At 57.8% G+C, this 21296-nt stretch carries 13 protein-coding genes and 1 pseudogene; 8 read left to right on the forward strand and 6 right to left on the reverse strand.

Annotation, left to right across the window (positions count from 1 at the left end):
* Positions 1-12: 12 nt before the first annotated feature.
* From QW379_07325 to QW379_07340, 4 genes are all read right to left on the reverse strand, one after another.
* On the reverse strand, positions 13-2544 hold the full coding sequence (locus QW379_07325; GenBank protein MEM2870213.1) for a PHD finger domain-containing protein: 2532 nt from the start codon (positions 2542-2544) through the stop codon (positions 13-15).
* A gap of 38 nt (positions 2545-2582) precedes the next feature.
* The gene (locus QW379_07330; GenBank protein MEM2870214.1) at positions 2583-3515 is read right to left on the reverse strand and encodes a hypothetical protein; all 933 of its coding nucleotides are present in this window, start codon (positions 3513-3515) and stop codon (positions 2583-2585) included.
* 26 nt (positions 3516-3541) lie between these two features.
* Positions 3542-5311 carry a hypothetical protein gene (locus tag QW379_07335; protein ID MEM2870215.1) on the reverse strand — a complete coding sequence of 590 codons (1770 nt, stop codon included), beginning with the start codon at positions 5309-5311 and terminating at the stop codon, positions 3542-3544.
* A gap of 75 nt (positions 5312-5386) precedes the next feature.
* On the reverse strand, positions 5387-7759 hold the full coding sequence (locus tag QW379_07340) for a DNA polymerase domain-containing protein (protein ID MEM2870216.1): 2373 nt from the start codon (positions 7757-7759) through the stop codon (positions 5387-5389).
* 124 nt (positions 7760-7883) lie between these two features.
* Here QW379_07340 and QW379_07345 point away from each other — a divergent pair, with 124 nt between their 5' ends.
* Genes QW379_07345 through map form a run of 6 tightly spaced genes read left to right on the forward strand, consistent with a single transcriptional unit; the run spans position 7884 to position 12027 of the window.
* Entirely contained in the window at positions 7884-8102 is a 219-nt protein-coding gene (locus QW379_07345; protein MEM2870217.1) for an LSM domain-containing protein, read from the forward strand.
* A gap of 40 nt (positions 8103-8142) precedes the next feature.
* Entirely contained in the window at positions 8143-8307 is a 165-nt protein-coding gene (locus tag QW379_07350; GenBank protein MEM2870218.1) for a 50S ribosomal protein L37e, read from the forward strand.
* Between the two features lie 9 nt (positions 8308-8316).
* Positions 8317-9819, forward strand: coding sequence for an amidophosphoribosyltransferase (gene purF, locus QW379_07355; protein ID MEM2870219.1), 1503 nt, complete (start codon positions 8317-8319; stop codon positions 9817-9819).
* Positions 9776-10447 carry an orotidine-5'-phosphate decarboxylase gene (pyrF, locus tag QW379_07360; protein MEM2870220.1) on the forward strand — a complete coding sequence of 224 codons (672 nt, stop codon included), beginning with the start codon at positions 9776-9778 and terminating at the stop codon, positions 10445-10447. The genes purF and pyrF overlap by 44 nt, the downstream gene beginning before the upstream one ends.
* Before the next feature lie 48 nt (positions 10448-10495).
* Positions 10496-11128 carry an L-threonylcarbamoyladenylate synthase gene (locus QW379_07365; protein ID MEM2870221.1) on the forward strand — a complete coding sequence of 211 codons (633 nt, stop codon included), beginning with the start codon at positions 10496-10498 and terminating at the stop codon, positions 11126-11128.
* A gap of 2 nt (positions 11129-11130) precedes the next feature.
* A complete protein-coding gene (map, locus tag QW379_07370; protein ID MEM2870222.1) occupies positions 11131-12027 on the forward strand; it encodes a type II methionyl aminopeptidase in 897 nt (298 codons plus the stop codon).
* 77 nt (positions 12028-12104) lie between these two features.
* Here map and QW379_07375 read toward each other — a convergent pair whose 3' ends face one another.
* Positions 12105-14558 (reverse strand): NEW3 domain-containing protein, encoded by a 2454-nt coding sequence (locus tag QW379_07375; protein MEM2870223.1) that lies wholly within the window; start codon positions 14556-14558, stop codon positions 12105-12107.
* 385 nt (positions 14559-14943) lie between these two features.
* Here QW379_07375 and QW379_07380 point away from each other — a divergent pair, with 385 nt between their 5' ends.
* Both QW379_07380 and QW379_07385 read left to right on the forward strand, forming a co-directional pair.
* On the forward strand, positions 14944-17862 hold the full coding sequence (locus QW379_07380) for an Ig-like domain-containing protein (protein ID MEM2870224.1): 2919 nt from the start codon (positions 14944-14946) through the stop codon (positions 17860-17862).
* Between the two features lie 259 nt (positions 17863-18121).
* Positions 18122-20986, forward strand: coding sequence for an Ig-like domain-containing protein (locus tag QW379_07385; GenBank protein MEM2870225.1), 2865 nt, complete (start codon positions 18122-18124; stop codon positions 20984-20986).
* A gap of 210 nt (positions 20987-21196) precedes the next feature.
* On the opposite strand, the pseudogene QW379_07390 reads toward QW379_07385, so the two are convergent.
* Positions 21197-21296: pseudogene (locus QW379_07390) on the reverse strand (IS481 family transposase).

The following is a 21296-nucleotide window of genomic DNA, read 5'->3' on the forward strand; positions in this document are numbered from 1 at the left end:
AGGGGTTTAAGGTCAGGAGACCAGCTTAGTCCTGCAGGATATACAGCTCTCGATCATTCTGGCGCACTGCTCGTGGTAGCACTTCCCGCAGGAGCAGAGGAGCGCGCTACCCCCCTGCAACATCCATTGGTTGCAGAAAGCACAGACGGTATTGTTGGGCAGGGTGACCGCCCTTGCTCCTTGCGGAGCGGTGGGAGGCTGGGGGGCCGCGGCCGGTATGACGGGAGTAACAGAGGGCTGGGGGCTCGGCGCGGGGGCCTGGGCCACCGGAGTCTGGACCTGGGCCTGCGGATAGTATCCGGGAGCGGGCGTTGGCTGTGTCTGATACAATTGCTGGGGGGTTCCGTAGGGCGGCTGCTGCGGGTAGGGGGGAGGAGGATACAGGGGGACCTGACCGTACTGATAGGGATAGCTGGGAGGGGGCTGCGCGATGGGGGGAAACGGAGGTGGCTGGGGCTGAGAGGGCTGCTGGTAGAGCTGGGTAGGGGTTTGCGCGGGCGAGGGCGGCTGTGTGGGCTGGGGTTGGTACTGGGGTTGTGCCTGAGGTGCAGCCGAAGGGCCGGGCGGAGGTGCGGGACCCTGCGGAAAAGCAGAAGGCTCGATGCTGGCCGGTGTCACCTGCGTCGGAACAGGTATTGTCTCGGGAGCGGGCTTCGCTCTCTTCCTCTTTATCGCCACGGCCGCGACGGCAATGATTATGATTATGAAGAGCAGGGCGATACCTATGAAAAGCATCGGGAGCGCGACTCCCGCGCCCGTTCCCTGGCTTTGTGTTCCCTGACCAGGCTTCAGGCTTGCGAAGCCATATGTGAAACCTTCCTCTCCCTCCGTAGCCATACCGACCGTGTATGTGAGGTCTTTTGGCATGAAGGATGGTATGAGCACGGAGCCGGGGTAGGTGCTCCCGCTCTTTGTTGCAAATCCAGATATCTGGCTCCAGACCTGCCAGTTGGGGTCCGCGCTCATCTCCATCGGGTCTGTGATTGCCCCTATAGCCCACCCCGTCGTCGCCACGGGGGGGTCGCTGGCGCGCGCGGTCGCGGTAATTTTGGTCGGGGAGCCTAGATTGAGCGTCTCAACTTTGACCTCCATCGTTCCCGTAAGAATATTGCCGGCCCAAAAGCTATCACTGTCCTCGGAGTAGTACTTTCCATCTAGGCTGTCGTGGTCCGAATCCCAGCCATCGGGCTTTGGATGCTCGCCCGTGGCGCTCTCGAACTCGACATTGTAGAAAGTGCTCTTGCCCGGGGGAGGCGACAGAGTCAGCTTCAATTTTCCAGAAGAGTCGGTGGTCAGGACTTTCGCCTCCACGGCGCTCAATGAGGGCATTAAGAATTGGCTCAGGTCAAAAGTTCCGGATTTAATGTAGCAGTAGATCTCCTTTTCACCCCAAGGTCTAGAATTGTTGAAGACTACATATTCTCTAGTTAGGCTCTGGCCCGGTTTGTAGCTCTTTTCAGGCCCTCCAAATACCACCTCGAACTCCTCGCTCGATGGGTGAGGGGTGCCCGTCTTGTCGCGGAGCTGGATTTCACCGGAGAACCTCTGGCTCTTTCCGCTCGCATTGGCGTAGCCGGTGATGTCGAGGCTTTCTGAGCCCCTGTCATACTGCAGCGTTACCCTTGCCTTGCCGTTGTCGTCAGTGAATCCCGCATCCACCCACCTTGGCTCCCAGCTGTCCTCGTCGTCGTACCCTAGGTCGATGTGGGCCCCTTTGACTGGCTTCCCGTCGCTCCCGGCGATGTAAATCTCGAAAGTGGTCTCCGTTATTCCTCTGCTTATGTTGTGGTAAACCACTGTAAAATGATTGTATTGGACGGAAACGGAGTCCTCCCTATCATTTCCATGGTAATTTGCCACAGCCTTGAACCTGAAATCGGTGCTGTATGGAAGATCCGGGATGGTGTAGGCCTCGCTCTCGTAAATCCCCTTTGAAGGGTTTGTATAGGCCAGATAGTCCGTTTCGTCTTCGCCCTCGTCATTCTCGTAGGTGACAGTCAGGTCGAACGAGCTGGGTGTTACAGCGGTGCCGTCGTCCGTGACCTCCGCCGCCACGACAACCTTGGTCCCTGCGTGAAGAACGCTGTCAGAAACAGATTTCAGCCAGCACCGGACCTCTAGACCGGCTCCTCTCGTGGTGGGAGGCCATATCATGACGCTATCAGTATCCTCGTTGTAGGTGGTGTCGGTATCGTCGGACTTGCCAAACGTGGCAGTAGCGGAGATGGAGGCAAAGCCCCACCTGAAGTCCTCGCTCTGAATCGTGAATATGCCCTGATAGACACCCTCGGATACCCGGCTCACTGGGATTTCTCGGGAGGGATAAAAGCCAATCTCCACCTCAGGCGTAGAGTCCGCGTCCCTGTGTACTCCTTTGTCGAAGACGTGCACCGTGACTTTCCCGGAGGTGCCAACGGAGTAGTCCTTGTCCTCGACCAGGACGACCACCTTGAGCGAATCATTATCTCCTATAGCTGCCGGAAAAAGAAGGGCGGATACCGTCATTAGCATCAGCACAATCACCGCGAGGACTCTGCGCATCATCTTCACCCTCGCGTGATACTGTTTTCGAGACTAAAATACTATCGCTGCTGCATTTTTAGCCCCGGGGTGGTCCACCGCTCCCCCGCCGAGTATTGCACTGGCGGCCCGGTCGGCCCCTTCCCCTCCCTCCGCTCGAGCCTTTCTCTTAGTCGGGACGCACCGCCAATAGCGGCCGCGGCTCCAAGGAGCACTAGAGACACTCCGAGAAGGGCAACTATCCTTTCAGTGTCGGGGCCGAGCAATGGTCCCCCTCCAGAGAAGCGGCTGTATTTTTTAAGAGTAATTATACTCAGCACGCCTGAGGCCGCATCGTACGTCTCCACCTTCACATCGCCCCTGACTTTCTCAGAGTACCAATAGTTCGTATAATTGCCCGAACCCTCCTCCGTGCAGTTAACGAGGAATGCTGTGTAATTTGTCTTTCCGATTTTGATGGTGCCAGCCCAGCCGCAGATGTAGTTGATGGTAAGGCAGTGCTCCGAGACTCTCCTCACCCCCTCCCAGACCTCAATACGCGTCACATTGAACCAGGACCTCCAGCTCCTATTGAGCGCGAGGGGGAAGAGGTAGCGGCCGTCTGAGGGGGTGTAGGTCAAGGTGAGCTCCGCCATGGAGCGCAGGGAGCCACTGGTGACCTCAATTGTGCTTCTCGATTGAATTGTGCAGAGGGTGGCTTTTGCAACATAAATCCTAGAAACTGTTGTCCTCGTGTAGGTCTCACTCATCTCTTTCTTTTTGAGTGAGAGAATGTATACGCTATGAGTTTCATTGCCCGTCCTCAGCCTTCCCTCACCGGTAACGGAGACACTCATGTTTCCCCTGAGCGTTTCATATGGGGACTTCGTGAGTGTCGTATAGACCCATGTGTCGCCCGCCACCCATCTGGGCAGCCTGAACTCCTCAGCCCCCGTCACAGGTGTAACTGAAGGAATCATGAGGGCTACGATGATTACGACACTTGCCCTTTTCATCCCTGCTAACATCGGCTCATTTTGTCTCACTTTCTGAGCACTCCCTCCTTTCCGCAGCTGGGGCACTTGACCTGAATTGGCCTTCGAATCTCCGTGACCGGGAAAACGGTTCTGCACCCGGGGCACGATATCATTTTAGGTGGGACGGATGGCGGAGGAGCCGCGGCGGGGGGCTGAGTTGTGACGGGAGGGGGTGGAAAGGGTGCCGGCCCGGCCGCCTGCGCGGTTGAGGGAGTCGCGGGCGTAGGCGCGGGAATAGGGGCCTGTGGCGCCGGCGCAGCCCTCTTTCCTATCGTCCCCTCCTTTCCGCAGAAGGGGCACTTCACTTGCTGGGGTCCCTCGGCTTTGTCTATTTGAAACGCCTGTTTGCAGCGGGGGCACGCGATTGTTCTTTTCTCGACGGCGGAAGGCGGTGGGGGCGGGGGGGCCTCGTAACGGGGCTCATATTGGGGGGCCGGGTAGTGGGGAATGGCCGCGGGCGACTCCCCTGCGGGGTGGTAGACGGGCGCGGAAGGGGGAGCGGGGGGCGGCGGGGCCATATGGACGGTTTCCGGCTCGGTAGGGGCGGTGTAGGCCTGTGGAGCTGCCGGGGTAGGTGGTGTGGACGCGGCCAAGGATTCCTGAGCGATCCCCGGAGCCGGAGCTGTAGCCGGTGCAGTCTGGACTGGCGGGGGGACTCCCGCAAGGGTTCCTTCCTTCCCGCAGGTCGGGCAGCGAATTCTGGTCGGTCCGGTGCCGCGGAAAACCTCGAAGCGCGTGCCACAGCGCGGACAGTCTATCGGTTGCTTCACGCCCGTGGCGGGTGGTTCCGCGACCGAGGGGGGGACGGGCGTGGCGGGAGCGAAACCCGGGGCTCCAAGGGGCCCTGCGGGGGCTATCATCCTTTCCGGTGCTACAGGCGGCTGGGAGGGCGCGGGTGCCGCGCCAGGGACGCGAATCTGCGGAGGCGCGGCAGGCGCGAGAGCTTCTTTCCTTGCTCGTGAGCGCAAATAGACCACCCATCCGCTGACCGCAGCAATGTACATAAGCAAAAAGAGGACGATGGAGATGGAGAGCTCGTCGAAAGTTCTTTGGAGAATCGTGTACTGAATTCTTGCCTCCTCATCACCTTCGTTCTCTACGATGAGAGTGTAGCTGCGCGCCTCGAGCTCCGTCCCCCTGTAGACGTACCGGGTGGTGTTTTCTGCGTGGTCGTAGCTGGCCGTAGCCACACTCCTGTCGCTTTCATAGGCCTCGGCGTCCTCCCTGAGCATTAGAAAATAGTTGAGGGATACATTATTCAAGGATCTGACAGTCACCTCACTCCTCGAGACATCGAGGGGATCGCGTCCTTGGAAGTGAAGCTTGACAAAGCTCCCGCCCGAGACTGTGGTGACACCTTCTGTGGCGAGGGCGGCCTCGAGATAATTGTCGCCGGGCGACAGCGGCACGAGGGGGAGGAAGAAAACCAGGCCGATGAGGAACAGTATTATCCAGACGAGGCCCGTTCTTACGTAGCGGGATGTCATGCGGGGCCTCTCCTGAGGGGGCACGAGCGCAAGCAGCTTTGATTTGAAGTAGGCACCCGCGGCGATGGAGGCGATGCCGAAGACTAAAGGGGCAAGAAGTGCCGGATAGATTGGGATGGAAAGCGGGTCTGTTCTGAAGTCTTTCGAGAGGCGAGCGAGCAGGGCGAATAGGATGAGGGCGGCGACAGAGAATATAATAAAAACAGCGAGCCTCCTCCTCTTCAATTTAGTCATGGCCCAATCGCGCTGGAGCTCAGACTCATCCCCGTGGAACCTGCTTGTTATCATGTTAACCCTTCTCAAAAAACGAATAGAAATTTATTCTAATAAATCTTTATACAGAGTGTCTAATACCACTTAGCTCTACATAAATTGGTCCAAACCGGCTTGCTTCGTCCCTGTGACAAGGGCCCTCTCGTCCAGACCAAAGACCTCGGTAACTCGGGCGAGCGAGACCGCTAGCCTCCGAGCGTAGTATTTCCAGTCCGGTGTGGCGCGGAATGGCCTGCCGTCGATATAAGGTTCTACCTGCTGGGGCGTTTTGTCTCCATCGGTCACAATCCAGGAAACCTTCATTCCCGGAACGAACTCGTAACCTAGTGCCGTGAGCTTGCGCGCCGCCGCAACATTGGCCATCGAATCTGGATTCACGTAAGAAGTCCAGCCCCCGTCCTCTCCCTCACTGCCCTGAACGGTGCGGGATATGACTAGCTTTTCGAGAGGCACTCTGCCTGCCTGCGTGGCGCGAATCACGGCTCTCGCGTGTTCCGTGGCCTCCTCTATTCTGTCGTCCAGAATCTTTTCAAACACCTCCGCCATCGTCTCGCTCAGGAGGTCGAATGAGTCGGTGCGCCTGATTTCATAGCCCCGCACCACGGTCTCCTCCCTCGGCCATATGCAGCGGGCAACATAGCGCTTCTTCTTTCCGTGGGAAAACATCGGCTCGTAAATTCCCTGGAACTCCAGAGTGGCACCTCCCCTCGAGAACTCCTCGGCCTTCTCTCGGCCGAAGGCCACGGCTTTCTCGAGGGTCCTATGACCTTCCGGGAGGAGGAAGAACACGCTGTCCGTGTCGCTGTAGACCACCGTCAGCCCCTCCGCCTCCAGCCGTTCTATGACTCCCTTGATACTCTCTCTGGCGAAAGCGGTTATAGAAGCCCCAATGGTCGGGTTGGTGAACCTGTAGAACGCGGAAGCGAAGACACCGTAGAAGGAGTTCATCATCGTCTTCACGGCCTCCTGGAGGCCGTTGTAGTACTCCTCCTCCTCCTTGTTTCCCTTGGCCCTTGCTTCGGCCCTCCTCCTCTGGGCCTCGGCCCTGTCCCTCATCAGCTCCTCCAGGATAACGGGCAGGAGGCCTGGCCGGACTTCCCTCGAGAGGAATCTCGCTCCAGTCGGGCTACGTATCTCCCCCTCGGGGTGGAGGGTGGTGAAGCAAATATTTTTCGTGATTATTATTGTGGGGTACATTGACTTAAAGTCGAGGACGCAGACCCAGTGGTAGAGGCCGGGGCTGATTGTGTGGACATAACCCCCCTCTATCTTCGCCTCCTTCCTCTCATGCCTCGTCATCGGGACCGCTATCCTGGCCCGGTCCGCCCTTCTTATCAGAATTGAGTCGATGAATGTGCTCGTCCGGCCATTGACGACGTCGTCGAGGGGGAGGCGGGCCACAGTGGCCAGGTCCATTGCCTTTTTGAGAATGGCGATTCTCTCAAGAATTCTGAGAGCGAGCTCCGCATCCTTGGTGCAGTACCTGACCACCTTGTCTGGGTCCGCCGCCCATTCCTCGTCGATTCTTAGTGGGTCGACGTCGAGCTTCTCTTCATTCAGGACTAGCTTCGAAATCGCCGCCAGCGTCTCCTTCTTCGGCCTGAGCGCGAGCTTGGCGCTCCACCAAGCATCCGCGACAATCCGCCCCGTGACGCGCCAGAAGCGCTCGTTGAATGTCCTAGGTCCCGAGCGGTCTCTCCCCCAGTGAAGCTCTTCGATTCCGTTGACCTTTGCCCTCGCGAGAAGGGTCGGGATGTCGTAGTTGTCTATATTATACCCAGTGATGACGTCCGGGTCCTCGCGCACCACCAGCTCTTCGAACGAGTGGAGAATGTCTTTCTCACTACCGGTAAATGTGAAAGTCCGTAGCTCACGCGCTCCCGGGTCCCGTACAGCGGCCGAGACGCAGAAGAGCTTTCCGAAGGTTTCTTTCCGTATGCTGTTCTCGACATCGAAACTGAGTATCTTGAGCGGTGGATGAAAGGGCTCGCATGGCCCGTAGGCACCTTCGGCGGCCGCGTCCACTACAAGGTCAACCGCGTACTTCTCCCTTTCCTGGCTCCCAACCATGCTGCCCTCGGCTCTGAAACATGCACCCAGATCCATGTCGAATACGAACCTCTGGCCAAACGGTATATCGGCCGCGAAGAACTCAGTCTCCCTTTTGTATTTCTCCCTGTAGTGGGGCACCCTATAGGGGAATTTGATGGTAATCCTTTCGAATCTCCTCTTTTCCCCCCCGAGCTCGAGCCATTCCTCCCTGATATCAAGGACATCGGGGTCGGCTTTCAGGGACTGCAGGGTCGCATCGGAGGGCTCGAGAATATAGAAGTAGGGTTTGAAACCGTGGTGCCGGATGACAATTGACCTCCCGTCGCGGGTCTTTCCGTAGAGCTCGACCACCACAGGGTCGCTTTTCACATCGTAGGTGGCCGTGAGCAGGCGTACATCCCAAGAGGCCATGATGGATGCCAATATGCGCGCGGGGGCATATAGATTGCTGCAGCCACCGGCGCATGGAACCCCACCGAAAAATATTAATGACCAGCCCCGCCTTGCGGATTCTGGAGGCAAGAGAGGAAGAGAGATGCAGAAGCCCCTCAGCATCCTGAACCAGAGTCTGGGCAAGAGGGTGCTCGTCGAGCTCAAGGGCAACCGTGAGTACCGAGGGGTTCTTGACGGCTACGACCCGCACATGAACCTGGTGCTCAAGAACGCCGAGGAACTCGTGAACAGGCAGCTCAAGCAGGTCCTCGAGCTCGCAATCGTTCGGGGGGACAACGTAATCTACATCTCACCTCCCTAGCCCCGGGACAAGGGCTTGGGACCCAAGCAGGTGACCTGAAATGACGAAGGGCACGCCCTCGATGGGCAAGATGGTTAAGAAGACACACATCCGGTGTCGGAGGTGTGGGAAGAGGAGCTACCACGTCCAGAAGAGGCGGTGCGCCTCCTGTGGCTTTGGAGAGACTAGAAGGCTCAGGCGCTACAGCTGGAATAAAAGGCACTAGGCCTGCACTATGCTGCCCAGGGAAGCGTGCGGAGTCGTTGGAATCGCCTCGAACGGCCCAGTCGCACTGCAGCTCTATTTCGCGCTCCGGGCCCTCCAGCACAGGGGCCAAGAGTCTGCGGGCATCGCCACCCACAGCGACAGAATTCGCTGCTCCAAGGGCATGGGACTGGTACACGAGGTCTTCCCGGATGGCCCCGCAGAGCTCCCCGGAAATATGGGTATAGCACACGTGAGATACTCGACCACGGGCGCATCCAAGCTCGAGAACGCCCAGCCGGTCGTTGCTTCGTCGCAGATGGGCGACATCGCGCTCGCCCACAATGGGGACATCGTGAATGCTGATAGAATTCGCAGGGAGCTGAAGAAGCAGGGCTGGGCCTTCATCACCTCCACGGACTCCGAGGTTCTCATCAGGCTGCTCGCCAACGAAATTGCCCCCGCTGGGGACCTGGTGCGTGCCACGCGGAACCTGATGAGAATGATCGTTGGCTCCTACTCGCTAGTTGTCCTCCTCCCGGACAGAATTCTGGCGATTCGGGACCCCCTAGGCATCAAGCCCCTCTGCCTCGGAAGGCTACCCGGCGGCGAGGGGTACATCGCCGCTTCAGAGACCGTAGCACTGGATGTCCTCGGCGCGGAATTCGTCCGCGAGGTAAATCCAGGTGAACTGGTCGAGCTCACCGCTTCCGGGCTCCGCTCCCACACAATTCTCCGTTCCTCACATACCGCACATTGCATGTTTGAGTGGGTCTACTTCGCGCGCCCGGACAGTCTTTTCGCTGGAAAATATGTGTTCGACGTGCGATGGTGCTTCGGGAGAAAGGTCGCCGAAGAAAAGCCTGTGGAGGCCGACATTGTGGTCCCTGTCCCAGACTCAGGCCGGACCCATGCTCAGGGCTACTCCGAGGCCTCGGGGCTGCCATACGTCGAGGGGCTGATGAAAAACAGATACATCGGTCGAACATTCATCCTGCCGACGAGGGAGGCGAGGGAGATGAACGTCCAGCTAAAGCTCAACGCTATTCGCTCCCGGGTCGCAGGCAAGAGGGTCGTCTTAGTGGACGACAGCATCGTGCGCGGGACCACAACAGGGAAAATCGTCGAGCTCCTGCGCCGCGCAGGGGCAACGGAGGTCCATGTTCGGATAGGTTCCCCACCCATCCGGGCCCCTTGCTATCTCGGCATTGACATGAAGACCAGGGATCAGTTCGTCGCAACGGACAGGACCGAGGCCGATATTGCGCGCATCATCGGGGCTGACTCCGTGGGCTACCTGAGCATCGATGGTCTTGTCGAGTGCATAGGAATACCGAAGAGCGATCTCTGCCTCGGCTGCCTGACCGGTGAGTATCCCTTAGAGATACCAGGGGAGAGGGCGCGCTTCCAGGCCAGGCTGGACGACGTCTGGCCCCCTCCGTCCGCCACCTCCCAAAATCCTTTTCTGTTGATACCCCATGCACCTCCGGATGAAAATCGAGAGGGGGCTCGTGCTCGCACTAGAAGTGGCTGAGAGGAGAAGGGCTCTTAAAGTCGCTGAAGAGGTTGAGCCCTTCACGGACGCGGTCAAGGTCGGCCTCCCGGTCCTTCTTTCCTCCGGTCTCGATATTGTGAGGAATCTTTCGAAGCGAACCTATGTCCTGTGCGACCTTAAGCTCGCAGACATCCCCAACACCAACAGGCTCTCCGCAGCCTGTGTTTTCGCGGCTGGTGCGGATGGGGTCATTGCCCATGCCTTTCCCGGCCGGGACAGTCTACTCGCCGTGGTCGAAGAGGCGAGGAGGCACGGAGGAGAGGTCTGGGCGGTGACGGAGATGAGCCACCCCGGAGCACTCGAGCTAATGGCACCCGTGGCTAGGGAGATGGTAAGGATAGCCGTGGAGACAGGGGCAGCGGGAATAGTAGCCCCGGCGACAAGGCCCGACAGGCTCAAGGCACTCAAGTCTATCGCCGGGAGCCTCAAGATAATAGCGCCCGGCGTTGGCGCTCAGGGGGGTAGCGCTACGGCCGCAATTCTCGCGGGGGCGGACGCCGTCATCGTCGGGAGGAGCATCTACGAGAGCCCGGAGCCCGGAAGGGTGGCGAGGGAGCTCGCAGAGGAGACGGCGCGCGCGCTGAAGAGCAGGGGTGGAGGTGATTAAATAAGAATCGTTAAGTGCGAGAGGAGCGGGAAGCTCTGTAGGGAGCTAATGGGGTGCCGCAGAATAGAGGTGGTGGAGCTTGCTGCCGAGATTATAAGGAGCGGCGGACTAGTGGTCTACCCCACAGACACCCTGTATGGTCTCGGTGCGGATGCCCTTAGCAGCAGGGCGATAGGAAAGGTGTATGAGGCGAAGGAGAGGCCCCCAGACGTACCCCTGCCTGTGGCGGTTTCGGATGTGGAAATGATGGGGAGGGTGGCTGCCCTAACGCCCTGGATGACAAGGGTGGTCGAGATGGTTCTGCCGAGGCCCGTGACCTTCCTGCTACAAAAAAAAAAGAGGGTCCCGGCCATGCTGACCGCTGGCAGTTCTAAAATCGGCGTCAGAATTCCCAACCACATGTTCGCGCTGGCCCTGCTCGCAAGGACGGGGCCGATTACCACCACGAGCGCCAATCTACATGAGGGTCACCCGCCCCGCACGGCCCGCTCCGCTATTCGGCAGTTGGGGGAGGCCGTGGACCTTTACGTCGACTGCGGACGAACCTCTTTCGGAGGTCCCTCTACCGTAATAGACATCTCCGAGGGACCAGAGGCGGTGGAGGTCGTGAGAAAGGGCGTGGTAAGCCCCGAGGAACTATTGCGGCTCATAGAGGCAGTGGAAATGGACCGAAGTGAGTGAAGATGCGCCTGAGCGATGAGGTGCTAGAAAAGTACAAACTCGCTGGTAGAATAGCGCGAGAGGCGAGAGATTACGGGCTGGGGCTCATCAAAGAGGGCGCCTCCATGCTTGAGGTCGTCAACACAATCGAGGCCCTCATAATCTCAAAAGGCGCCAAGCCGGCATTTCCCGTGAACATCGCGGTCAACGACGTCGCGGCCCACTTCACCCCCCGCCACGACGAGGTCTCGCTTGTCTTTAAAAAGGGCGACGTGGTGAAGCTCGATGTTGGAGTGCATGTGGATGGCTACATAGGTGACACAGCCAGAACCGTGGAGGTGGGCACCGACAACTGGCGAGACCTGAGGAGGGCCGCGGAGGAGGCCCTCCGGACCGCGATAGAGATGCTCAGGCCGGGCGTGGACCTGAGCCTCGTGGGGGCAACGGTGGAGGAGACTATTTCCTCTAGGGGGTTCAAAGCCATCGAGAACCTGACGGGTCATAGTCTCGAAAGGAACGTGCTGCATGCGGGCATAAGCGTGCCGAACGTTAGGGACCGGGGGGCCGGTATAGTCAGGGAGGGCGATGTGCTGGCGGTAGAGCCCTTCGCCACGAACGGCCTAGGCAGGGTTGATGGGAGGAAGAACAGCAGTATTTATAGATTCCAGAGAAGGAGATTCACGCGTGGGTCGGAGGCCAGGACTCTCCTCAGGGAAATCGAGCTCAACTTCAGCAACTTGCCGTTCAGCGAGAGATGGTGTGTCCGGTACGTCCCAAACCCGGTAGAGGCGCTGGATGCTTTGGTCAGGGCAGGTGCCATTTCTTTCTACCCGACGCTACGTGAGGTAGACGGCGGCATGGTGACGCAGGCTGAGGACACAGTGATCGTCTGTTCCGACGCAACTATAGTGACAACTTGATTCCGTGAAGGAGGCCGGCTTGGGCAGGATGAGGAGTTCTCAATCGATATAAATCGGGCGGCGGACTTATGTGGGTCTCAGGTCGCAGGCCGCTTGCTCTTGCCCCGCGCCACAACCCTCCTTACCAGAAGCCACACAAAACATACAAACCCGCAGAGGGCGATGATGAAGAGGCTGTCGTTCAGGGCCGCAAGTAACATCGTCCACAGGTTGACCTGAACGTCGGCCGTAATGCTCACGGTCCTCTCCGGCGCCTTGGGAGACCTCGCAGCGATTGTGATGTTGACTTTGGTCGCGTGCTTGCTCCCGCTCGAGGGTTTGATGGTCACGTTAACTGTCTGGGTGTCCCCCACTCGGCCCCCCGGGCTGAGCTGGAGCGTCAGCGAGCTGGGGGGAGACAGGACGTCGTTGATGTGGACCTCCCAGTCCTGTGGTACCCCGGCGGCCACGTAAAGGATGACGCTGTCGTTCCCGTTGCCCAGGTTCTTGAGAGTGAGGGTCAGGGCTCTCTTCTGGCCAGGGCTCACCTCGATGGAGTTCGTGGAAGCCTCTATCGAAATCTCGTACTTCTGCTTCACTTTGACAATGAGCGAAGTTGTATTGGTCCTAGTGGGCTGGTCCGCGGGCTCCGCCCTGAGAAGAATCTGGTAGCCAGACTCCTCGCTCGCAACCGTTCCCGCCGGAGGTGTCACGCTCACTGTGAGCGTGGTGCTGCCACCTGCGTTAAGCACCGTCTCCCGGGGCTCAAACCTGATGGATGATGCAGGCCAGTCCTCGGGCGGGGTGGCGGTAATTCTGATTTGGTGGGAGTTGACTGGGTCCAGGTTGCTGACCGTGGCCCGGAAGTCGACCCTCCCACCGAGAACGGAGGGGTCGCTGAGGGCGACTGTGGGCTCGACGCTGAGGCCCAGGATCGTGATCAAGCGGGTAACGGTCGTCACAGCCTTTTCGAGCGAGGGGTCCTCTATTGCTTGAGCAGTGACGGTGACCTGGGCGACGCGGCTGATGTCAGCCACTTCCTCGGGCGGGGCCGTGACCTCAAGGGTGAAAGTCTTTTGAGACAGGCCCGCAGTGTCGAGATAGACCCTCAAAGGAGCGTCGAACCGGTGAGACCAGCCCACAGGGGTTCCCGAGATGGAGAAGCTCAAGTTCATATCCAGGACTCCCTTGTTTTGGACTAAAATCTGGTAGCTGGCAGTCTGGCCGACGTCGACCCAATTCTCCGATGACCCGACGATTGAGAGTTCGAAATTCCGGGACATTGTCGCGTTGGTAACGGTCTGGATGGTCCAGGACGCCTTCGGGGTCTTGGTGTCTGCGTCCGCGATCGCTTCTATATATATCACCGCCCTCGTCCCGAACTCGACCTCCTCTCCTGCAGAAACTGTCAGGGTGACGTTGGCCGATGCGCCCGGGTCCAAAGAAGCCACATTCTGGGGCGAGAGCCCGGCCCTCCAGCCAGGCGGCGGCTCGGAGGATACGCGCACGGTCATGGAGCTAGCGGAGTAGCCCGTGTTAATAATATTGAGCGCATAGACGGCGTCCTTGGCGTTGCTCCCGCCGCGGGGGGGAGAGGCGGCTCCCTTGACTACTCCATCCGCGTCCGCGGAGGGAGAGGTTATATAGACAGCGTACCTGAGCATTGTCACGATAGTGGAGGCATTAAATAAATGGCCCTGCTGGTCCTCGACAATCGCCGTCACGTTGTAGTTTCCGGGAATCTGGTTGGCTGGATAGCTCCAATTAAAGTAGTAGCGCCTCCCACTGAGTTGGGCGGTGCCATTGCTAACAACCTCGCCGGAGGGGTTCCGAATCGACACATTCACCCTTCTTATGTCAGAGGGGCCGAAAGCGCTAGCGATGTCCCCCTCGACCATCATCTTCCTGACGTTTTCTGGCCAGTTGGGGTGGAACTCCGTGGTCGGCTTGCCCGGAGCGTAGGCTGTGGAAACTGACGGCTCTATTGGTGGATTGGTCATGGAGAGGAGGAGGTAGGACTGGTCGTTGTTGAAAGTAATTGTGGTCGGCGCGGCAGAAGAAGCCGCTATCCTCAGCCGGATCACGCTCCCGGCCGGGAAGATGCAGGATTCACCCATCACGAAGGGAACGTCCCATCTTCTCAGAGCGGTGGTGAATGAGACCTGTATGTCTGCTGTGGCTACTGTTGTATTGTCGCTGGAAATTGTGATGGTGATGGTGTTCTGGGGGACTAGGCTGGTTAGCTGGAACTGGAGCCAGAAGCCCTTCCCACCCTGAATCATGTCCTTGCCCGCCACTCCGAGGTTCGACTCGAGGGGGGCCCTCAATGAGAACTCCATGGGCAGGGTCCCTATAACGGAGTTGGTGCCGGAGGTTGTGCAGAGGTACTCTGGATTACCAGTCCCGCCGGAGCGGAGAAAGAGCCTATCGTCCCAGACAGCCTGGCGGCCCGGCGAGTCTTGTGGCTCATTTGATTGAGTAGGAGCCGCATGGCGTGGGAAATGGGGGGCGCCCCTCACGCCCGCGAGGGCTGCTGAGAGAATGAGCACCATCAGAACAACGGAGACGGCACCTATTTGACTTCGTATTGGCTCCGCTCGCCCGCCTCCAATTTTCACCCCCATCGTCTCAACCTTAAGAAGGTAACTGCGTTTTTTACCATATATAAGTTTCGCAATTGTTGAGAGAGATTTAGAGCCCAATGGATGTGCCGACTTCGTCATCCTATCGTCTCAATTCTTAGAAAAAATAATTAAGTACTTTGGTATGGTCCCTTGTCCACCCGCGCATTCCACCCACTTCGGCGCCCCGCTCGCCAGACGCTACCTACAGTCTCGCTGGAGCTTTCCTTTCTCTAAGAGTTGGTCATTCTCTCTTTTATCATACCACAAAACATTAATACAGAAACCACAATAGAACCATTCGAACCGATAGACAATGGTGATGACAATGGAAAAAAGAGTTGTCAGGACACTGGCCCTGTGGCTGATTGTATTAATGATTGCCGGAGCCTCTCCGCTGCCCCTCGCTGAGGCGGATGAGGGTGTGGCGTCAGGCAGGGCCACCGACTCCGAGCCAGCCAACAACGACCCCGCGACCGCGCCCACTATAGCGAGTGGCGAGGTCGTGGAGGGCAGCCTGATGGTGAGCCCGACCAACGACTATCAGGACTTCTACCACATCTTTGTGCCTTACAAATCCGTCCTGAACGCCAGCCTCAAAATGGTCACCTACAACCCCGAGATGAAGAATGAGACCAACTTCAATCTCCAGCTCTGGGTCGTGTCGGGAGGTAACTACGTCCGCCTAGGATACTCCTGGACAGAGAATCAGTGGGACAATGTGATTTCATTTCAGATATATTCCACAGACGGTCTTGATGTGTGGGTCGAGGTGCGCGTCAACCACACCAACGACAACCCGCCGGTAATCACCACCGGGCCCGGGCATTATCTTGTGAGCGCCTCGGTCTCGGAGCCCATCCCCTATACTGGAGGGGCGGCCACGGGATACCTCGATGTTAGGAACAGTGGCTCAGCCGGCAGATTCTACACCCTCTCATCGGGCCTCGCCGACAACAAGCTGATGCACGCCCGTCTGACGGTGCCCGTGAATGCCGACTTCGACCTCTTCGTCTATAATATTTGGCCCAGGCACACACACAGCCAGATCGGGACCCTATGGCTCCAGAATGCCTCGTGGACAAACGCCAGCCTTGGGAACGTTGAGGAGGTAAAAATCGGTGGAATGGATGGTGGAGAGTACTATTTCTGGGTGCGCTGTTGGGACGGCGCCGGGACCTACTCCCTGACCATAGACACGACTGCCAGTGCCATCGACGATAATAACGTCCCCGCCAAAGCGACCTTTGTAAACGACAACTATCCCCGTGAAGATTTTCTAGACCAGGGACTTGACGCGACAGACTGGTGGAAGGTGAACATGAGAGCGGGCAGGATGCTACCCGAAATATACTTCACATTGACCACCGCTGCGAACAACAACCTGTTCTGCATGCTGGTTTACGACAAGGATATGAATATAAAAAGCCAGAAATACAATACACAAAATGGAGGATGGCCCGACTTCAGCCAGCAGAACCCGAACCCGATTACCAATTTCATTAGCGTGAAGGACCTCGTGGTTGGCTACGACGGGCCAATTTACATATGCCTACAGGCGGTATTGCACTTCTACGGCCAGGGCGAGGGTGCATCCTTCATCCCCTCGAAAGGCACCTACAAACTGACGTTCGTCCTGCCTAACGATAAGCCGGTGTTTAACGGTCCGATACCGGACCTGCATATTCAAGAGGACACCAAGGACGAGAGCCTCCTACTCTCCAACTACTTCTCAGACCCTGACGGGAACAACCTGAACTATTCGGTGGCGGGCTCCGGCTACCACACCCGGCCGAGCGTGGACGTGACCACAGGTCTTGTCACGTTCAACCCAGAGCCCAACTGGACGGGGAGCGAGGTCGTGAAGTTCAGGGCGACAGACGACGGCCCCGGGGCGAAATACGAGGAAGGGAGCGTGAAGGTCTTTGTGGACCCCGTGAACGATGCCCCCTACCTGGTCAGCTCAATGTCGGACATTGTAGTTGAGGAGGAGGCCGTGGCCTACACTGAGGACCTCTCCACCATATTCACGGACATAGACGACCTTCAAAGTTCCCTGAGCTTCAGTTACAGGATAATATCGTCCGACACAAGACCCCCAGGCTCCATGCTGCCCATAACCTACGACCTCAGCAACCACAGGTTTAAGCTCGGGCCGGCGGTGGGCTTCTTCGGTACCTTCGTTATTCAGATTACCTGCACCGACGGGCATCCGGGCACGACCCCCGCATCCACAACATTCAATGTCAACATCAACCACAGAAACCACAGACCCGTCCTGAGGGAGGGGGTGCAAGATCCGATCGAGCTTACGATAAAGGAGGGAGAGAGCGACAGCCACTTCAATGTTGAGGACCTATTCACAGACCCCGACCTCCCCGAAGACTACGCCCACGACACCCTCTCCTACACAATCTCCGGTGCACAGAGGCTTATAGTGGAGATAGATGACGACGGTTTTATCCTCTTCGACACTGGCAAGGAAGAGTATCTGCCGGGGAGCTTTTACGAAGAGAAGATAATGATCACGGCGAAAGACAAGGCCGGCCTTAAAGTAACTCTGAACTTCACGGTTTTCGTCGACCCTGTCAACGACCCGCCGAAGATCGTGACCTCCCAGCCGGTGGAGGACGAGATCGAGCTCTTGGAGGGGCAGTCCCAGAGGTTCAGCGTCACCGCGCTAGATGTCGACACAGAGCAACTAACCTATACATGGTATATCGACGGAAAGAAAGACAAGTCCGCCAAAGGGCTCACGATGACCTTCGAGCCGGACTTCACGATGGGTGGGATGGTCCACAGCATCAAGGTCGAGGTATTCGACGGAACAACGACAGTGAGCAAGGAGTGGAACGTAACCGTCATTGATGTCAATCGCCTACCCACTGGTTTCATTAAATCTCCGAGCAACATGACCAAATTCAAGAAAGGGGTCTTCATCACCTTCACTGCCGAGGGTTTCGACGAGGACGGGGACGCCTTGACGTATATATGGAAAGACGCCGCTGGTGTGGAGCTAGGCAGGGGGCCCACCTTCTCGACCAACCGCATCCCGAAGGGAACACAGACGATAATACTTGAGATAACCGACGGAAAGGGAAGCATAACACAAACTGTGACGATAATAATCTATGCAGAAGCTCCTCCACAACAGAGCCCCGGGTTCGATGCACATGGAATTCTTCTGGTGCTCGGCGTGTGTACCGTAGCGTTCCTGCTCAAAAGGCGGAGGTAGCAGCGCCCCGCTTAGGAAACACTCCCAGCCCCCTTTTTGCTCCCTCCTTGCGGGGCCATTAATTGTCGACAGTCTGGGCATTTTAGTAAGGTCGGGACCCATGCAAGAAGCGTACCGTAGGCAGTTCAGGCCCCCCCGCGCCCCTATTTATGCCCCTATTTATTTTTTTCCTATTATTAAAATTTGCACTAATAATTATTTATAATAAGCCTCACATTTGCTACCTTGCGCGGACCCAATTTGATTGGAGGGGTGCGGTATGAAACCCAGTGGGATGTGGACGGAAGCGCTGGCAGTCGGAGTGTGTGTTCTGATGCTGCTTGGCTCGGCGAGCGCGCTCACCCCCGAGGGTGGCGGGGCCGAGAGGGCCGCGGACACCGAGCCCAATGGGGAGCAGAACCAGGCAGTCCCGATAACGAGTGGCGAGACGGTCCAGGGCAGCCTCCTCATCACATCCCAGTGGGACACGAGCGATTATTACAGAATTGACGTTCCCTACGGAAAGGCAGTTCAGGCGAGCCTCTATATGGTGGACTATGACACCTCTGACCCAGGCAGGTACAACTTCCACCTCCGCTTCTACAACAATCAGAGTCAATACTCATTTGACCGCTCGGAGACTTATAACCGTTGGGAGAGGTTGGGTGCGATTCAGTACTGGTACCCCGGGGGCTCGGCGGTGGTCTACATCAGGGTCATCGTGAACCAGACTGGGCAGGGCTGGACCAGAACGGACCCCGGCCGGTACAACCTTAGCGTGTTCGTCGACGACCCGATAGACTACACTGGGGGATTGATCAACGGAACCCTCGACGCTTCCAGCGAAAGGGGCATCGATTTCTACAAGCTAGGCATTTTCCCGCAGCACAACCAGCAGATGCGCGTGAGCGTGCAAAGTCCTGTTAATGGTAAGTGCGCCCTCGAGGTCTTCCAGATATGGCCCGTGAACGGAGGCTGGTACCGCTTGAATGGCTCCTGGAGGGACGTCGCGGGGGCCAATCAGGAGGTCTTCATCAGCGGGACGGGCTCCGAGGTTTTCTACGCAAAGGTTAGGATGGTTGCAGGAAGCGGTACATATAAGCTCTCCGCGGTGGTCGTTGGCTCCGCGCCAGACAACGACAACATCCCAGAGAACGCTAACGTAATAAATGATAACTCCCCCCATGAGCACTTTCTGGACCAGGGCACAGACTGGCTCGACTGGTTCAGGGTGAACGCAAGGGCAGGAAAGACGATTAAGGAAGTCTACATCGTCTTCTCTGCCGGCAACTTCCGTGACGACAGCAACTTCTACCTTACCGCGAGGGACAAGGACCTGAGATACATCAACGAAACCCGCATCCCGAGGCAGCAGGGCTACAACTGGTACGACTACGCCTCCCTGACCGACATTACTGTGAACTACGATGGTCCGGTGTACTTTGAGGTCAGGGCGCTCTCCTATTCCGGTAATATGACTACGGACTTCATCGGGGCGCAGGGCTGGTACAAGCTGACCTTCACCCTGCCCAACGACGCCCCGAGGCTCAACGGGACCCTTCCCGAGATTCAGATGCTCGAGGACACGAGCAACAGCGACCTCATACTGTCAAACTACTTCATGGACCCGGACGGGGACAACCTGACCTACTCCCTGTTTGGCTCAGGTTACAAGACGAGGCCAGTGGTGGACCGCGTGACCGGGAAAGTAACCTTCACGCCGGAGAAGAACTGGTACGGCAGGGAGACGGTGAAGTTCCAGGTGAAGGACAGCGGCCCGGGGAACCTCATATGCTACGGCACGACCAACGTGACGGTCTTCCCTGTGAATGACCAGCCCTACCTCTCGACCCCCCAGCCCGACATCGTAATTCAGGAGCACGCCGTTGGCTACACATCCAACCTTGCCACCCTATTCCTCGACGAGGACGACCCGCCCTCCAACTTCACCTACACCTGCACCGTCCTGAGCTCCGAGACCCACCCAGCCAATATGAGCCTACCAATGGTCTATGAGAAAGCGAGCAACTGGTACAAGTTCGGTCCGGCTGAGTTCTTCTATGGTAGCTTCCTGCTCGAGCTCACATGCACCGACGGCCACGAAGGTACAGTTCCCGCGTCGACCAGATTTTATGTGAATATCACGCATATCAACCATCCGCCCGTGGTCAAACCGACCATCCCCGACCCCTACACGGTCATTCTCCACGAGGGCGGTCGCGACGACCAGACAAACGTGGCCGACCTTTTCACCGACCCGGACATCATGGAGGACTACTCCGACGACGCTCTCACCTACTGCATCACTGGCCAAAAGAAGGTCACGGTCAGCATAGCGCGGGATGGGCGCATCATATTCGACGCCGGGAGCGAGGAGTATGTTCCCGGGAGCCCTTATGAGGAGAGACTAATAATGACCGCCAAGGACAGGGCAGGACTCCGGGCGACACTGAACATCACCGTAAGGGTCGAGCCCGAGGACGACCCCCCATATTTCACCAAGGTGACTCCTGAGGACCCGAATATTGAAATGAGCGAGAACCAGAAGAAGACCTTCAGCGTGGCCGCGAGCGATATTGATACTCCGGAGCTGAGCTACTCGTGGTATCTCGATGGTGCGAAGGACAAGACCGCCAGGGGGTTCACATACATCTTCGCCACGGACTACAACATGGGCGGCAGGACCTACGCGCTCCGAGTGGACGTGACGGATGGTCACACCACGATTAGCTTCGAGTGGAACATCACTGTGATAGAGGTCAACAGGCCCCCCACGGCCTACATAAAGACGCCGACCAACATGTCCAGTTTTAAGAAGGGGGCCTACATCAGCTTCAGCGCCGAGGGCTCGGACGAGGACGGAGACAACCTGACCTTTGTCTGGAGGGACCAGACGGGGGCGGAATTAGGAAGGGGTCCGAGCTTCTCGACCAACAGGCTGCCGAAGGGGACTCAGACCGTGACCCTCGAGGTCAGCGACGGGAAGAGCAGCGTGACCCAGACCGTTACCATCGTGGTCAAGGACGCGGGCACAACGGGCGGCGGGGGAGCTCCGGGCTTCGAGGCCCTGGCCCTTATCGGTGCGATCGGAATCTGCCTCCTCATGTGGCGCCGGAGAAAGCACCTACCCGCTGCCGTAGGATAGAGCAAGAGTGGTCGGCACCCTTAGCCCAGGGCAGATTTAATCTGGGCTCTCTCTTTTAATTTTTAATCGCTCTGTGGAGTCCTGAATTAAGTTCCTCTCGTTGATTTGAGTCCATGTACCGGACCCCCTCTCTACCGTGAATCCCTCTTCCAATAGATAGGCAGGGGCATATCTGGCAACCATCTTGATGTTCTCCCTGATGAACGCCCTTCTCTTTACAGGCCACATCTTCCTTATGAATGCCTGGAACGGCGTCTCGCACTCCTCGAGCCTGAGGCTCCAGTGCGGCCTTCTGTAGTTATAGTAGCTT

The sequence above is a fragment of the Thermoplasmata archaeon genome (genome assembly GCA_038851035.1).
Classification (GTDB): domain Archaea; phylum Thermoplasmatota; class DTKX01; order VGTL01; family VGTL01; genus JAWCLH01.